This window comes from Sphingomonas sp. S-NIH.Pt3_0716, assembly GCF_003950715.1.
Taxonomy (GTDB): Bacteria; Pseudomonadota; Alphaproteobacteria; order Sphingomonadales; family Sphingomonadaceae; genus Sphingobium; species Sphingobium yanoikuyae_A.
This window is the reverse complement of record NZ_QLJK01000023.1, coordinates 1-14,369: the sequence shown is the minus strand read 5'-3', so window position 1 is coordinate 14,369 and position 14,369 is coordinate 1. Positions and strand designations below refer to the sequence as shown.

At 63.1% G+C, this 14,369-nt stretch carries 10 protein-coding genes and 1 pseudogene; 8 read left to right on the top strand and 3 right to left on the bottom strand.

Annotation, left to right across the window (positions count from 1 at the left end):
• Positions 1-89 precede the first annotated feature (89 nt).
• From BRX37_RS17985 to BRX37_RS17955, 7 genes are all read left to right on the top strand, one after another.
• The gene (locus BRX37_RS17985) at positions 90-1,553 is read left to right on the top strand and encodes a CYTH and CHAD domain-containing protein (protein ID WP_125988557.1); all 1,464 of its coding nucleotides are present in this window, start codon (positions 90-92) and stop codon (positions 1,551-1,553) included.
• Positions 1,554-1,618: 65 nt separating this feature from the next.
• Positions 1,619-2,281, top strand: a complete 663-nt coding sequence (gene hisG, locus BRX37_RS17980; protein ID WP_125988555.1) for an ATP phosphoribosyltransferase — start codon at positions 1,619-1,621, stop codon at positions 2,279-2,281.
• Positions 2,271-3,557 (top strand): histidinol dehydrogenase, encoded by a 1,287-nt coding sequence (gene hisD / locus BRX37_RS17975; RefSeq protein WP_125988553.1) that lies wholly within the window; start codon positions 2,271-2,273, stop codon positions 3,555-3,557. Before hisG ends, hisD begins: the two co-directional genes overlap by 11 nt.
• 84 nt (positions 3,558-3,641) lie before the next feature.
• Positions 3,642-4,088 carry a transcription antitermination factor NusB gene (gene nusB, locus BRX37_RS17970; protein WP_125988551.1) on the top strand — a complete coding sequence of 149 codons (447 nt, stop codon included), beginning with the start codon at positions 3,642-3,644 and terminating at the stop codon, positions 4,086-4,088.
• Positions 4,089-4,243: 155 nt separating this feature from the next.
• Positions 4,244-5,161, top strand: coding sequence for a thiamine-phosphate kinase (thiL, locus tag BRX37_RS17965; protein WP_125988549.1), 918 nt, complete (start codon positions 4,244-4,246; stop codon positions 5,159-5,161).
• Between the two features lie 227 nt (positions 5,162-5,388).
• Positions 5,389-7,512, top strand: coding sequence for a sodium-translocating pyrophosphatase (locus BRX37_RS17960; protein WP_125988547.1), 2,124 nt, complete (start codon positions 5,389-5,391; stop codon positions 7,510-7,512).
• Positions 7,513-7,586: 74 nt separating this feature from the next.
• Positions 7,587-9,557, top strand: coding sequence for an alpha/beta hydrolase family protein (locus tag BRX37_RS17955; RefSeq protein WP_486056647.1), 1,971 nt, complete (start codon positions 7,587-7,589; stop codon positions 9,555-9,557).
• 19 nt (positions 9,558-9,576) lie between these two features.
• Here BRX37_RS17955 and BRX37_RS17950 read toward each other — a convergent pair whose 3' ends face one another.
• Positions 9,577-11,691 carry a TonB-dependent siderophore receptor gene (locus BRX37_RS17950; RefSeq protein ID WP_125988545.1) on the bottom strand — a complete coding sequence of 705 codons (2,115 nt, stop codon included), beginning with the start codon at positions 11,689-11,691 and terminating at the stop codon, positions 9,577-9,579.
• Between the two features lie 274 nt (positions 11,692-11,965).
• Here BRX37_RS17950 and BRX37_RS17945 point away from each other — a divergent pair, with 274 nt between their 5' ends.
• Complete coding sequence (locus BRX37_RS17945; RefSeq protein ID WP_125988543.1) at positions 11,966-12,640, top strand: DUF2490 domain-containing protein; 675 nt, start codon at positions 11,966-11,968, stop codon at positions 12,638-12,640.
• 620 nt (positions 12,641-13,260) lie between these two features.
• On the opposite strand, the pseudogene BRX37_RS27645 reads toward BRX37_RS17945, so the two are convergent.
• Positions 13,261-13,614 (bottom strand): annotated as a pseudogene (locus BRX37_RS27645) (tyrosine-type recombinase/integrase); the annotation flags it as partial.
• Between the two features lie 109 nt (positions 13,615-13,723).
• A complete protein-coding gene (locus BRX37_RS17935) occupies positions 13,724-14,041 on the bottom strand; it encodes a reverse transcriptase-like protein (RefSeq protein WP_125988541.1) in 318 nt (105 codons plus the stop codon).
• Between the last annotated feature and the right edge of the window lie 328 nt (positions 14,042-14,369).

The window sequence follows — 14,369 nt, the reverse complement described above, 5'->3', positions numbered from 1 at the left end:
GCCAATTGTGACAATTATATTTCCTTTCGTGCCCGATTCGATCTAGCGTCCCTGCCCTGACGGCACCGCTCGCAACAAGGGGCGCACGGATGGACAACCGCGAAGTCGAGCTGAAGCTGGAATTTGACCCGGCCGATCGCGCCCTGCTGGCCGATGCACCTTTGTTCGCAGGGCAGAAGGGGCAGGCGGCCCATCTGGTTGCGACCTATTTCGATACGCCCGCGCTCGATCTGCACCGTGCCGGTTTTTCGCTGCGCGTCCGGCGCAAGGGGCGGGCCCATGTCCAGACGATCAAGGCTGATGGCGGCAGGGCGGCTGGCCTCTTTGCCCGCTCGGAATGGGAAAAGCCGGTCGACGGCAATGTCCCGCTGTTCGATGCGATTCCAGATCCGCTCGATCGGGCCGTCGGCGCCGCCACCGTCGCGACCGCCGACAAGATTTTCGTCACCGACATCGAACGCACCGTGCATCGGCTCGATCGGGACGGGCAGGGGGTCGAATGCGCAATCGATATCGGCCGGGTTCGGGTCGGCCGTCGTGCCACCCCGCTGGCAGAGGTGGAACTGGAATTATTGTCGGGTGAACCGGCCCTGCTTTTTTCGATGGCCCGCCAGCTCAACGACCTGGTGCCGCTGCGTCTGGGCATGCGCTCCAAGTCGGAGCGCGGCTATGCCCTGCTCGCGAAGGAACGGCGCAAGCCGGCCAAGGCCGAACCCATTGCGATTGCGCCCGACGCAACCGTCGAGCAGGCCTTTCGTGCCATCGCCCAGGGCTGCATCCGCCAATTCCGCCTGAACGAGGATCTTCTGTTCACCACCGGTGCGCCCGGCGCGCTGCATCAGGCGCGGGTGGGGTTGCGCCGGCTGCGCTCGGCGCTGTCGATCTTTGCGCCGGTGCTGGCGGGCGATCTCGCGCTCGCGCCGCTCAAGGATGGTCTGCGTGCGCTCGCTGCCACGCTGGGCCGGGTCCGCAATATCGACGTGCTGTTGCCCAGCCTGCCTGATGATGCCACCGCCCGCCTCGCGCTTGTTCGTGCGGAAGCGCTGGCAGATGCCGAGCTTCGCCTGCAGGCGCGCGAGACCCGCATCCTGATGCTGGATCTCGCCGAATGGCTGGCGCTGGGTGACTGGTGTAGCCGACCGGCCGATGCCGCGTTGCTGCATGCGCCTGTCAGGCCCTTTGCTGCCGAAATCCTGTCGGATCGACGCAAGCGGCTGAAGCGCAAGGGGAAGAATCTTGCCAAGCGCAGCGACGAGCGGCGCCACCAGGCTCGCATCGCCGCCAAGAAACTCCGCTACGCCAACGAATTTTTCGCGCCGCTTTTTCCGAAGAACAAACAGCAGCGACGCCATGCGGCCTTCTCCGCCATGCTGGAAAAGCTGCAGGATGATCTGGGCGCGCTCAACGATTTGGCGACCGCGCCCGCCACCCTCGCGGCGGCCGGCATCGGCTTCGATTGGCCCGCGCCAGATGACAAGGCGCAGCGCCGTCTGCTGCGCCGCGCCGAAAAGGCCTATGCCGCTCTGCTCGACACCAGGCGCTTCTGGGGCTGAGCTTCCCGTTCTCCTAGCCCGAAAATCTTGTGCTTTGGCGCGTCGATGGCTAAGGCCCGCCGGTCATGACTCGCCCGATCACCTTCGCCATCCCCAAGGGCCGCATCCTCGAAGAGGCGCTGCCCCTGCTCGCCAAAGCCGGTATCGAACCGGAGGCGGAATTCCATGACAAGAAGAGCCGGGCGCTGCGCTTCGCCACCAACCGGCCCAATGTCTCGATCATCCGCGTGCGCGCCTTCGACGTGGCGACCTTCGTCGCCCATGGCGCAGCCCAGATCGGCATCGTCGGTTCCGACGTAGTGGATGAGTTCGATTATTCCGAACTTTACGCTCCGGTGGACCTCAATATCGGCCATTGTCGTCTGTCGGTCGCCGAACCGGCGGATGCCGGGGACGAGGATCAGGCCGCGATGAGCCATGTCCGCGTCGCCACCAAATATCCCCATCTCACCCGCAAATATTATGAGGCGCGCGGGCTTCAGGCCGAATGCGTGAAATTGAATGGCGCGATGGAACTGGCGCCTTCGCTCGGCCTGTCGCGCCGCATCGTCGACCTTGTGTCCTCGGGTGCCACGCTCAAGGCCAATGGCCTGGTTGAAACCGCGATCATCATGCCGGTCTCGGCCCGGCTGATCGTCAATCGCGCCGCCTACAAGATGCGTTCGGCCGATCTCACCACGCTGGTGGAGGCGTTCCGCAAGGCCGTGGAGGTGCGCGATGCCGCTTAGGCTCGACAGTAAGGTCGCCGGCTTCGCCGCCGATTTCACCGCCTTGGTCGATGCCCGGCGCGAGGCGGACGAGGATGTGTCGCGCGACGTCGGCGCCATCCTGAAGGCGGTGCGCGCCCATGGCGACACCGCACTGGCCGATTATACCAGCCGCTTCGACCATCATGATCTGGACGTCAGCGGCTGGGCGGTCGCCCCGGCCGATTGCCGCGCCGCGCTCGATGGCCTGTCTACGCCGCTGCGCAATGCGCTCGAACTCGCGGCCGCGCGCATCACTGCCTATCATGAAAAGCAAAGGCCGGTGGATAGTGACGGTATCGACGCCGCCGGCGTGCGCCTCGGCGCGCGCTGGACCGCGGTGGATGCTGCCGGCCTCTATGTGCCGGGTGGCCGCGCCGCCTATCCCAGCTCGCTGCTGATGAACGTCATCCCGGCCAAGGTCGCGGGCGTGCAGCGCATCGCCATGGTGACACCGACGCCGAAAGGGGAAATCAACCCGCTGGTGCTGGCCGCTGCCCAGATTGCGGGGATCGAGGAGATCTGGCGCGTCGGTGGCGCGCAGGCCGTCGCCGCGCTGGCCTATGGCACCGAACGGATCAAGCCGGTCGACGTCATCACCGGTCCCGGCAATGCCTGGGTCGCCGAAGCCAAGCGCCAGCTCTATGGCGTGGTCGGCATCGACATGGTCGCCGGCCCGTCCGAAATCGTCGTCGTCGCCGATGGCCGGAACGACGCCGACTGGATCGCTGCCGATCTCCTGAGCCAGTCGGAACATGACCCGACCAGCCAGTCGATCCTCTTTACCGACGATGCCGCCTTTGCCGACGCCGTCGAACAGGCCGTCATGCGCCGCCTGCCGTTGCTGTCGACGCAGGCCGTCGCCACCACCAGCTGGGCCGCCAATGGCGCGATCATCCTGGTCCGCGACCTGGATGAAGCGATGCCGCTGGTCGATCGGCTCGCGCCCGAACATCTGGAACTGGCAGTAGACGATCCCGACCGCTATTTCGCGCAGGTCCGCCACGCCGGCTCGGTCTTCCTTGGCCGTATGACGCCCGAGGCGGTGGGCGATTATGTCGCTGGCCCCAACCATGTGCTGCCGACCGGTCGCCGCGCGCGCTTCTCCTCGGGCCTCTCGGTGCTCGACTTCATGAAGCGCACCAGTTTTCTTGGCCTTACCCCCGACGCGATCCAGGCGATCGGCCCCGCGGCCGTCGCTCTTGCGGAGGCGGAAGGGTTGCCCGCTCACGCCGCATCGGTCGCGCTGCGGCTCTGATTTTTTCCCGTTCGGTTCGAGCCTGTCGAGAACCGGTTATGCGGGCTTCTCGACAGGCATGATATTCACGGATTAGAAAGCCGCATGAACGACCGCTCCAAATCCCGCTCCGCCGCGCGCCTCGCCGCGGTCCAGGCGCTCTATCAGCTCGAAATGGAGGGCACGCCGCTCCATCTGCTGCTGCACGAATTCCACGAACATCGCCTGGGCGCGACGATCGAGGACGTGACCTATGCCGAGGCCGAGCAGAATTTCTTCGATGATGTCGTGTCGGGCGTCGATCGCCGCCGCGCCGAAATTGATGGGCTGATCAGTTCGCGCCTGTCGAGCGGCTGGACCCTCGACCGCCTCGACAAGCCGATGCGCCAGATATTGCGCGCGGGCACCTATGAACTGCTCGCCCGCCAGGATGTCGCGACCGGCACCGTCATCAGCGAATATGTCGATGTCGCCCACGCCTTCTACGACAAGCGCGAAGCCGGCTTCGTCAACGGCCTGCTCGACGGCGTGTCGAAGGACGTGCGGAAATAAGGTTGCACGGACGCGTTCTGTAATGGACGTCACCCCGGACTTGATCCGGGATCCATTCAGCGCTTCCCCGCCAACATAGCGCGCAATGGATCCCCGCGTCCGCGGGGATGGCGGATGATTTCTGTAGAAGCGGGTGCTGGGATAGAGATTACATCATGTCCGCCGAATCCCGCTTCCTCACCCTGCTGCGCCTGCTCGCCCATGATCCCGCCGCGCAGGGGTTGCAGGACGATGTCGCGGTGCTGCCGGTCGGCGCCACGCGCCTCATCCTCACCAGCGACACGATGGTGGAGGGCGTTCATTATCTCCCCACCGATCCGCCGGCCGATATCGGCTGGAAACTGGCGGCGGTGAATCTGTCGGACCTCGCCGCCAAAGGCGCGAAGCCCGTGGGCTGCCTGCTCAACTACAGCCTGTCGGGCGACGATGGCTGGGACGCAGCTTTCCTCGAAGGTTTGGGTGAGGCGCTGGAGCGCTACGCCATGCCGTTGCTCGGTGGCGACACGGTCAGCATGCCGGCCGGCGCACCGCGCAGCTACAGCCTGACTGCGATTGGTGAGGCGACCAGCACGTTGGTCCCCAGCCGTGCCGGCGCGCAGGCGGGCGATCGCCTCTATGTCACCGGGCCGGTCGGCGATGCCGGCATCGGTCTCGACCTTGCCCGCGCCGATCCTGCCGCGTCCGGCCCGCTGGTCGCCGCCTATCGCCGACCGCGCCCGCGTCTGGCAGAGGGGGCTTTGCTTGCTCGCGTCGCGACCGCGATGATGGACCTGTCCGACGGCCTGTTGATCGATGCCGCGCGCATGGGCGCGGCCAGCAACCTCGCCGTCACCATCGACCATATCCCGCTCTCCCCGGCGCTCGAGAGCGTGCGCGGCGCCAGCACCGCGATCCAGCTCGCCGCCGCCCGTGCCGGCGACGATTATGAACTGCTTTTCGCGCTGCCGCCCGGTATGTCGCCGCCGGTGCGCGCGATCCCGATCGGCCGTTTCGCAGAAGGGGCGGGCCTGACCCTGCTGATCGACGGCGCGGTCATGCCGCTGCCCGACCGGCTCGGCTGGGAACATGGCTGATCTGGATCATTGCGCTACCGGCTTGACGCGCGGCGCCTGACCTGTAGCTTCCTATCACCCTATTCTCAGCCGGTTGGAGCGCCCGATGCGCATCGTCCTGTTGCTGATTGACGCGGTGCCCGATGCCGGCGTTTCTCCGTCCGGCCGCCCGCTGTTGCGCCCTTCGCCCGCCCGTCATTCCCTGCGGAGCGATCGATGACAGCAACAATAGGGGGAGAGGAACAAGCATGCAGATAGTCCATATCGCCATAGGGTGCGGCCTGCTGGCCGTTCTCTACGGGCTTTTCACCAGTCGCCAGGTGCTGGCCGCACCGGCGGGCAACGATACGATGCAGGCGATCGCGGGGGCGATCCAGGAGGGGGCGAAGGCCTATCTCGGCCGCCAATATACCACCATCGCGGTGGTCGGCATCGTTGTCGCCGTCCTTGTCTTCCTCTTCCTCGGGATCACCTCTGCGGTAGGATTCTTGATCGGCGCGATCCTGTCGGGTGCGGCCGGCTTCATCGGCATGAACATCTCGGTGCGTGCCAATGTGCGCACGGCAGAGGCGTCGCGCGGCACGCTGCAGAGCGGCCTCACCGTCGCCTTCCGCGCCGGCGCGATCACCGGCATGCTGGTGGCGGGCCTCGCCTTGCTCGCGATCAGCACCTTCTTCTGGTATCTGACCGGCCCGGCCGGCCATGCCCCCGATGACCGGCTGGTGATCGACAGCCTGGTCGCGCTGGCCTTCGGCGCCAGCCTCATCTCCATCTTCGCGCGACTGGGCGGCGGCATCTTCACCAAGGCGGCCGATGTCGGTGCCGATCTGGTGGGCAAGGTGGAGGCCGGCATCCCGGAGGATGACCCGCGCAACCCGGCGGTGATCGCGGACAATGTCGGCGACAATGTCGGCGACTGCGCCGGCATGGCGGCCGACCTGTTCGAAACCTATGTCGTCACCGTCGGCGCCACAATGGTGCTGACCGCATTGCTGGTGACCGGCGTCGACAACGCCTTCCTGATGCGCTTGATGGCCTTGCCGCTGATCGTCGGCGGCGTGTGCATCATCACCTCCATCATCGGCACCTATATGGTCCGCCTGGGCGTCAGCCAGTCGATCATGGGTGCGCTCTACAAGGGCTTCTGGACCACCGCGATCCTGTCGATCCCGGCGCTCTGGTTCGTCACCCATTATACGCTGGGTGATCTGAGCACGCCGTTCGGCACTGACCTGGATGGCGTTGGCGGCTATACCGGCATGGCGCTGTTCTGGTCGATGATGGTGGGCCTCGCCGTCACCGGGCTGCTGGTCGTCATCACCGAATATTATACCGGGACCAATTATCGCCCGGTCCGCTCGATCGCCAAGGCATCGGAAACCGGTCATGGCACCAATGTCATTCAGGGTCTCGCCATCAGCCTGGAATCGACGGCGCTGCCGACGATCGTGATCGTGATTGGCATCATCGTCGCCTATCAGCTGGCGGGTCTCATCGGCATCGCCTTTGCCGCTACCGCGATGCTGGCGCTGGCTGGCATGGTGGTCGCGCTCGACGCCTATGGCCCGGTCACCGACAATGCCGGCGGCATCGCTGAAATGGCCCATCTCGATGACAGCGTCCGGGTGAAGACCGATGCGCTCGACGCGGTCGGCAACACCACCAAGGCGGTGACGAAGGGCTATGCCATCGGCTCGGCCGGCCTGGCGGCTCTGGTGCTGTTCGGCGCCTATACGGAGGATCTCAAATTCTACAATTCGGCCCTTGGCCTCACCGAGCCGGTCGATTTCAGCCTGTCCAACCCCTATGTCATCGTCGGCCTGCTGCTGGGGGCGCTGCTGCCCTATCTGTTCGGCGCGATGGGGATGACGGCGGTCGGCCGCGCGGCCGGCGACGTGGTCAAGGACGTGCGTGACCAGTTCGCCACCAACAAGGGCATCATGGAAGGGACGTCGCGCCCCAATTATGCCCGCACCGTCGATCTGGTCACCCGCGCCGCGATCAAGGAAATGATCATCCCCTCGCTGCTGCCGGTGCTGGCGCCGATCGCGGTCTATTTCATCATCGCGGCGGTCGCGGGCGTGCCCAACGGCTTTGCCGCGCTGGGCGCGTTGCTGCTGGGCGTCATCGTCTCGGGCCTGTTCGTGGCCCTGTCGATGACGTCGGGCGGGGGCGCCTGGGACAATGCCAAGAAATATATCGAGGATGGCCATCATGGCGGCAAGGGCAGCGAGGCGCACAAGGCCGCGGTGACCGGCGACACGGTGGGGGATCCCTACAAGGACACCGCCGGCCCGGCGGTCAACCCGATGATCAAGATCACCAACATCGTCGCGCTCTTGCTGCTCGCGGCGCTTGCGCACGGCGCTTAACCCGGTTTTAAATCGCCGGACTGACGATGACCCCGCCCGGCAACGGGCGGGGTCATGTTTGACTGGGGGTATGTTTGAAACCGATTCTATCCGCCGCAGCCTGCGCGCTCGCGGCTTTTGCACCTGCTGTCTCTGCGCAAACCGATGCGACCAAGGCCGACGCTGCCAAGGTGCCGGCGACCGTCGCCAAGACCTGGCCGATCGAGGCCTTCGCCGAACTGCCGGCAATGGATTCACCCGAACTCTCGCCTAATGGCGCGCGCGTCGCCGCGCGGATCGCGATCAAGGGCGTGCAGCAATTGGTGATCGCCGAAGTGAAAGGCGGCAATGTTCGCACCATGGGCCTGGGCGAAAATGACCTCAACTGGTGGCGCTGGGTCAATAATGACTGGCTGATCGTCGGCATCGGCGCAGAAACCAATGTGCAGGGCATGCCCTGGTCGATCAGCCGCGTCGCCAGCATCAAGGCGGACGGCACCAAGGCCAGCATCCTTGCCAAGGCTGTCGCCGCGCAAAATGGCGACGATGTCATCTGGGTCGCCCGTGATGGCAGCCCGCGCATCCTGCTCTCCTACCAGACCTCCATCTATTATGATGATCTTGGTTTCTGGCCGCAGGTTAGCGAGGTGGACGTCAGCACCGGCAAGATGCGCACCGTCGTTGCGTCGCGCCAATATGTGCGCAGCTGGTATGCCGATGCGACTGGCGCGGTGCGCATGGGGGTGGGCTATAATGACACGGCCCGTTCCTCGAAACTGCTCTACCGCCCCGATGGTCGCGGCAGTTTTCGCGTGGTCGACAAGGCCAATCGGCGTCGCCATGAATCGCTGATCGTGCCGATGCTGTTCACTGCCGATCCGGGCAAGGCGATCGCCAGCGACGATCGCGACGGCACCGATGCCTTCTATGAACTGGACCTAGGCACGCTTGAATTGGGCAAAAAGCTCTATGAAGCGCCCGGCTTCGATCTTGGCGGGCTGGAGGTTGATGCCGCTGGCACCGGCATGGCGGGCGTGCGCTACACGGCCGACGCGCCAGCCGTTCACTGGTTCGACCCGACTTTGGCGAAAATCCAGGCGGATATCGACAAGGCCGTGGGTGATCGCCGCGCGCGCATTATCTCGACCAGTCAGGATTTGAAGAAACTGATCGTGCATGTCGGCGCCGCCAGCCAGCCGGGGGCCTATTATTATTATGACACCGATTATGGCGCCATGTCGCTGCTGTCGAAGGTCAGCGAGACGCTGGGTGTCCGGCCCCAACTCTCCCCGGTCAAGACGATCCGCTACAAGGCGCGTGACGGTCTGGAGATCGCGGCGGTGCTGACCCTGCCTTATGGCAAGGAGGCGAAGGATCTTCCTTTGATCCTGATGCCTCATGGCGGCCCCTTCGCCCGCGATGCGGAGACCTGGGACTGGTGGGTGCAGTTCCTGGCCAATCGCGGCTATGCGGTGATCCAGCCCAATTATCGTGGCTCGTCGGGCTATGGCACGGAGTTCGCGGCCAAGGGCGAGGGGCAATGGGGCCGTGCCATGCAGGACGATCTCAATGACGCGGTCGACTGGACGGTGAAGCAGGGCATTGCGGACGCCAAGCGGGTCTGCGTCGTCGGCGCCTCCTATGGCGGCTATGCCGCGATGCGCGCGGCCCAGCGCGATGGCGGCAAATATCGCTGCGCCGTCTCCTATGCCGGCGTGTCGGATCTGGGCGCGATGATGCGCTATGACCGGCGCTTCCTGAATTCCGGTGCCAGCGGCGACTGGCTGAAGGAGCAGGCGCCCGATTTTGCTGTCGTCTCGCCGATCAATTATGCTGCCGGCTTCTCGACGCCGATCCTGCTGATGCATGGCAAGAAGGACCGGCGCGTACCGGTCGGCCAGTCCCGCGAAATGGCGGAAAAGCTCAAGGCTGCCGGCAAGGTGGACGGCCGCGACTATATCTATGTCGAACAGCCGCTGGCCGACCATTTCTTCTCGCGCCAGGCCGACCGGCTGGAATTTCTCCAACAGCTCGAAGCCTTTCTGAAAGCGCATAACCCCGCCTGATCGGGGCGCGGCGCGACCGTCAGAAGTCGCGCCGCAATTCCAGGAACACGGTGCGGGGCCGGCCGACAAAGGCGCCCTTGCGCGCGTCGAAGGTGGCGACGGCATAGGTCTTGTCGAAGATATTCTCGACCCGGATCATCGCCTCGGCAAAGCCCAGATCCTGGGTGATGCTGCCGTCGAACACGGTAAAGCCGGGAATATGCGCGCCGCGCCGGTCGATCTGCCCCGACACATATTGGCCGCCCAGCGCCAGCGCCGTGCCCCAGGCCGGGATCTGATAGCGGGACCATAGCCCGGCCTGATGATGCGGGGCGTTGGGGAAGCGGCCGCCGACCGCATTGTCGATCGTCGCGCCGTCCGCACTGTCGGTGATGCGCGCGTCATTATAGGCGTAATTTGCGGTCAGCACCCAGTTCTTGCTGATATCGGCCGCCAGCGTCAGCTCGATCCCCTTGCTGGTGACTTCGCCGACCGGCGACAGCTGGTCCAGGCCATTGACCGGTTCCAGATCGGGATCGACCTGCACGATGCCGTTGCGCACGATATGATAGAGCGCGATCGTCGGCTGCAATTTGCCCTGCATCAGTTCGCCCTTGGCGCCGACCTCGAACTGGCGGCTGGCGATCGGGGCGAAGGGGCCGCCGACCGCCGGATTCTGGTTGCCGGGGCTTTGTGGCTCGAAGCTCTGGGCATAGCTGCCATAAAGGGACACCGACTGCACCGGCTTGTAGATGCCGCCGACGCGCCAGCTCCAGCGACCGCCATCGGCATAGGCGCCGCCAATCTCGTCCTTGTCGTCGAACCAGTCATGGCGCACGCCGCCGACCAGGATGACATGGTCGCCGATATCGGCCTGTTCCTGGGCATAGACGCCGTAGCGATGGGCGCGCGACGCATTCACTTCCGGGATCAGGCCGGCCAGATCCGCCTCGGTCGGGTTGCTCAGGCCATAGACGGGATTGCTCAGCGACAGGCCCGGCACGCCCTTGATCGTCACGCCGCTGAAATCCTGGGTCTCGCGATACCAGTCGGCGCCGACCAGCAATGTATGCTTGATCCCGCCGGTCTCCAGCCTAGCGATCATGTTGCTCGCCAGGCTCGCGCCCTCGATCGTGCGATGCTGCGATCGGAATTCGCGCGGCTGGGTATCGACCACGCCATCGCCGTCGGTGTCGATCGGCCCCAGCGGTTCATGATAGCGCTGATATTCGGTATAACGGAACCAGCGGACCGATGCATTGATGCTGACCGCATCCGACAGCCGGCTGTCGAGCCGCGCCTGCAGCACGGTGCCCTTCAGGTCCAGTCTGTCGTTCTTTTCATTATGGGTCCAGCTCCGGTCGGCCAGGAAATTCCCGTCCGCATCGATCGCCACGCCGCGCAGCCGGTTGCCGGGCAGATCCTGGTCATAACGGGTCGCCTGCACCGTCAGGCTGGTGTCGGGCGCCAGCTTGAACTTCAGCCCGCCGTCCGCGACCAGGCTGCGGCTGCCGGAAAAGCGCTGCACCGGGTCGAAGCTTTCATAGAACAGGCCGGCCCGCCCGGCGACCACGCCATTGGCGTCGATCGGCCCGGTCACTTCGCCCGACGCGCCATAGCGATCATAGTTGCCGACCACCGCGCGCACCGATGCGGCGAACTTGTCCTGCGGCTTCTTCGTCACATAATTGACCATGCCGCCGGGCGAACTGGCGCCGTAAAGCATGCCGACCGGCCCTTTCAGAAACTCGACCCGGTCGATGCTGAACAGGTTCGGCACGGCGAAGCCCTGGAACGGGTCGCCGCGCAGCCCGTCATAGAACATCGATTCCTGCCGGAAACCGCGATAGGTAACGGTGGCATATTGGTTGGCGCTGACGCCGGCGACATTGCGATAAAGATCGGTGATGTCGCGTGCGCCCTGATCGCGGATCAGTTCGCTGGTGATGACCTGCACCGACTGGGGAATGTCCATAGGATCAGCCGGAATCTTGCCGATCTCGCTATCCTCGACGCGATAGAGTTTCTGCGCGCGGGCGGTTACCAGGATGTCGCTGTCGCCGGCGGCCGCATCGAGCGGGGCCTGCGCCAGCACGGGCAGCGGTTCAAACAGGAAGGGGAGGGCGCAAAGACGCGCGAGGCGGAGGCTGGGCAAGGCGGCGATCCCGTTGAAATGGACGAAGAATGGAGCCCGTTCGCTCCCTCTGGCCTCTCCCCAATGTCGCCCGGCTAATGATATTGCGACTATATTGCAATATGTAACAGGCTGATTTGGCACGACATGTTCGGGTCTGCTGAATGCCGCACGGAGGATGTGCGCATCAGCAATGGTCCAGACTGCCATTGTCACAAAATGGCAGTCAAACTGACGCTGTTATGTAATCGAATCGTCATAGAGGCCCGCCAACCCTGTTGGAGAGCAATGCCCGATGCGCCGCCTATCCCTCTGTCTTTTCGCCCTGATGGTGCTGCCCGCGACCGCCCATGCCAGCGAGGATGAGCAACTCTGGACCACGACCAGCGCGACGGTGAAACTGTCCGACCATTGGCGCCTCCAGCAGGAGATCGTCGCCCGCTTCAGCAATGATCGGAATGGCCTGTATGAGATCGAGAGCAACACGCTGGTCGGCTACAAGCTCGACAAGCAGGTGACGGTCTGGGCGGGCTACACCCATGACCCGCAATATGATGGCGGCGATTTCACCGTGATGGAGCATCGCGTCCGCGAACAGGTGACGGTCGACAATATCCTCAAGCTCGGCCCGGTGTCGGTCAGCGCGCGGATGCGGATGGAGCAGCGCTGGCGCGAAGGAATTGACGGCACCGCCTGGCGCCTGCGTCCCTATGTGAAGCTGACAATGCCCTTCAAGGAAGGCGGCAAGACCGCGCTGATCCTCAGCCATGAAAGCTTCATCGATCTCAACAAGACCAATTTCCAGCGTGTCCAGGGCGAGGAGCGGATGCGCAACCTCATCGCGATCACCACGCCGCTGGCCAAGAATGTGAATGCGGAGATCGGCTATCTCCATCAGCATGGCTTCCGCCCCGATGCCGACGACAGCAACGACAATGTCGCCTCGCTCTCGCTCAGCTTTAGTTTCTGATCGCTGGACTGGGTCGAGGGAATCCCGCGGCGAATGCTGAAATAATCAACGCCGCCCCTTGGCAGGAAAGAAATTGCGATGATTTGGGAAATGGTGCCGGGTACGGAGCATTTGCCATGACAAATCTTTCCGATCTTACGATCAAATTTCACAAAAGCAAAAATTTCATACCAGTTATACTACCAGTATCCGAAAATTATAATTTAGGTTAGATCTCACGGTCAATTATTTTCTTAAATAATCTATAAATTATCTAAGGAAATCCGGAGAATTCCAACAATTCGTATGACATTCCATTGGCTAGCTCGACTTTGCCTGAACTAGATGCGCGAGCAAGCGGCCGAGCCCTCACGCGCCCCGGCAGCTTCAGCAGATGATCGGCGGCAGGATCGAGCAGAAGGATCCCGATGCCCTGGTGGACTTCTTCTCGCTCATCGATGAGAATGCTGAACCAAAGGCAAAACGCAGGCGAAAGTCGGTCCGACCGCGCCCTGCGATCGAGCCACGGCCCAAATCACTCGTCATCCAGGGTCGCGAGGGCGGTTTTTCCCTCGTTGCCGGCGCAGGTGCAAAGAATTGGGCATATCCCTGTCAGCTTCGAGTCCGCTGCGCCTACGACATCATCGGGGCCGATCCGACCAATATTGCATCATCTGCACGCGTTCGCTCCAATGCTCGCCGCGCACATGGGCGCGCCGGACATCATTGCCTTCGATGTGGCCCAGCTGTTGTTCAATGGCATCCGGATGCCATTTGCCGCATTCGTTGAGCAAGGTCGCCGCCATGGCCCGGAAGCCATGCGCAGTCATCTCGTCCTGCTTGAAGCCCATCCGGCGAAGCGCTGCATTGAGCGTGTTATCGGATATGGCGCGTTTGTCGGATCGGGGGCTGGGAAACAGGAGCTGACCGCTCCCGGTCATGCCCTCCAGCTTTTCCAGCAGGCCAAGAACCTGACGGGAGAGCAGAACCTTGTGAAGGGCGTTCTGGATCTCGCGCTAAGGTTTGAGCCGAGAGCTGTGCCATTGGCAAAGTACGACATCGACTAAGCATATAAAAAAGGAGGCCCTGGCCTCCTTTTTTATATCAGAATTGGAAAGTGACTTTCATTCCATCACACAAGCTGCGGCACCTATCGCGCATCCGACGGGTCGCTCGCTTTCGCGCTCGCCAGTAGCCATTCATCTGATGAACGACATGACGGCTGGACGTGAAGATTGTCACGCTGCGCGCGCCAATCGCCCGAGCAAATCGCAACGCGCATTCGGTAGCGATATAGGCAGCTTCGGTCGATGATCCGTTCGAGCAAATGACTTGATCAAAAGCCACGCCATCGACGAAAGCCGTCATCAGATTTTGTCCGTTGGACAGGCGATGTAGGGTGCCATGCGGAGTAATTTTCATGCAAATCCTTTCATTCTCGGTTGAGCAGGATTGGAATGCACACGAAAATTCAGCTGCGTGAATATATATTCAACACTAATTGAAAAGTAAATATGAATAGTTTGCACAGGTCTAACATCCTGATGCGTCTACGCATACAACGCAACATACTAACAAATAGTTAAGATGCGCTTCCACCTCGAAAATCGTAAGCGCCAAAATCTCCCCACATTTTCGTAGCTGCTGATCTGTCTATGTTTTGCCCCTCATCCGAGGGGTATCGTAGTGGCTGATGATGTAAGAACATTCGAAACAGGTTTCGAAAGGCAGGAGGGCCAGCGGCCCTCGC